The organism is Arthrobacter sp. E3 (genome assembly GCF_017353415.1).
Classification (GTDB): Bacteria; Actinomycetota; Actinomycetes; order Actinomycetales; family Micrococcaceae; genus Specibacter.
Genome location: NZ_JAFMPX010000075.1, coordinates 1 through 1779, shown reverse-complemented (window position 1 = coordinate 1779; position 1779 = coordinate 1). Strand labels below are relative to the sequence as shown.

The 1779-nt window shown below is 61.9% G+C and carries 1 protein-coding gene; it reads left to right on the top strand.

Going from position 1 to position 1779, the window contains the following annotated elements; all coding sequences use genetic code 11:
- The first annotated feature begins 114 nt into the window (after positions 1-114).
- Positions 115-1593: an IS1182 family transposase gene (locus JMA46_RS16640; protein ID WP_207346463.1), complete on the top strand. Its 1479-nt coding sequence runs from the start codon at positions 115-117 to the stop codon at positions 1591-1593.
- The last annotated feature ends 186 nt before the right edge of the window (positions 1594-1779 follow it).

Genomic DNA, 1779 nt, shown 5'->3' with positions numbered 1-1779 from the left:
CTAGGTGCATGGGTCAGTAGTCGGGAACGGCAGGGATCAGGTAGTGGCCTAAAAAGGGGTTAAAACGCCGGTGGATTAACAGGGATTCCGTGCTGGTGCTGGGAGAATTGGGGTATGGATATTCCTTCTTCTTCCCTCCCGCAGGATGGTCTTTTTGATGCCGGGCTGATCGAGCGGGTCGAGGCTCTGGATGATGGCCGGGTGGATGCCAATGGTGGGGTGCGGAAGAGGTTCAAGGATTTTGAGCCTGATGCGGTGATGTTGGTGCCGCCGTCGCTGGAGGAGTGGCTGCCGGAGGGACACTTGGCCCGGTTCATTGCCGAGTTGGTGGAGAACGAACTCGATCTGACCTTCTTCTACAAGTCGTATGCGAAGGCGAAGGGCCAGCCTCCGTATGATCCGCGGTTGATGTTGCGGGTCCTTTTGTACGGGTACTGCACCGGGGTTCGTTCCTCCCGTGCGATTGAACGGGCCTGCACCGACATGGTCTCCTTTAGGTGGTTGTCGGCGCAGCAGGCCCCGGACTTCCGCTCCATCGCACGCTTTCGTGACCGCCATCTGGCCGCGTTCGCGAATATCTTTTTGCAGGCACTGGAACTGTGCCAGGCCGCGGGGATGGTGAAGCTGGGCAAGGTCGCCCTGGACGGGACAAAGGTGCGGGCGAACGCTTCCAAGCACAAGGCGATGTCTTACGCCCGGTTGACGGAGAAGCAGAAGGTTTTGGCCCAGGAAATCAGTGATCTGATGGAAGAGGTCAAGACCGTCGATGCCAATGAAGACGCGAAGTTCGGGCCCGGCAAGCGCGGGGATGAGCTGCCGGTGGAACTGGCCAAACGCCAAGGCCGGGCGAAGGCTTTGGCCGCCGCCCGCGCCAGCCTTGAGGAAGAAGCCAGGGAGAGGGCACGCACCGAGGCCAAGGAGAAGGCTACCAAGCGCGGGGACGATGATGATGACATCACCGCTGCCGGGAACAAGGCCGCGGAAACTGCGGTGCCCAAGCCCACGGCGCAACGGAACTTCACGGATCCGGACGCACGGATCATGAAGCGCGCCGATGGCTCATTTTCCTACAACTACAACGGCCAAGCCGTCGTTGACGGGTACCGGCAGGTCATTGTCGCCGCGGAGCTGAACCAGGCAAGCAATGACTACGGGCAGCTGGTACCGATGGTCGATCAAACGTTCCAGAACCTGGGACAGATGCCCGCGCAGTGGCTGGCGGATACCGGGTACTGCTCGAAAGCGAACCTCGACCACGCCCGGGCACTGGAGGCCGAGCATGGCACGGAGTTCTTCATTTCCACCGGGCGCATGAAGCACTCTGCCCCGATTCCTGAATCCCCGCGGGGCCGGATCCCGGCCAACACGACCGTGGTGGGGCGGATGGGACGGAAACTGAAAACCAAGGCCGGGAAGAAGGCCTATGCCAGGCGCAAGGCGATCGTGGAACCGGTCTTCGGACAGATCCACACCCGGCAAGGCAAGCACTTGTTGCTGCGCGGGCTGGAGAAGGCCCAGCAGGAGTGGAAACTGCTCGCTGCCTGCCACAACCTCATGAAACTCCGCAGCTACCGGGCACAACCGGCCGCATAGCAGGAAAGCAGCGAGGGGTTCGCCCCCTCGGCTCAGGCCCCACCACGCCCGGGACAGAATCCTCGCAGGGCACCCACCCCCTTTTCATCGCTCCCGGCCGGCCGCAGCACCAAAATGCTCAACTCCAGCCCAAATTCCCGCCGGCACCAGCCCGCCCATCAAAACGCTACTGACCCACACACCTAG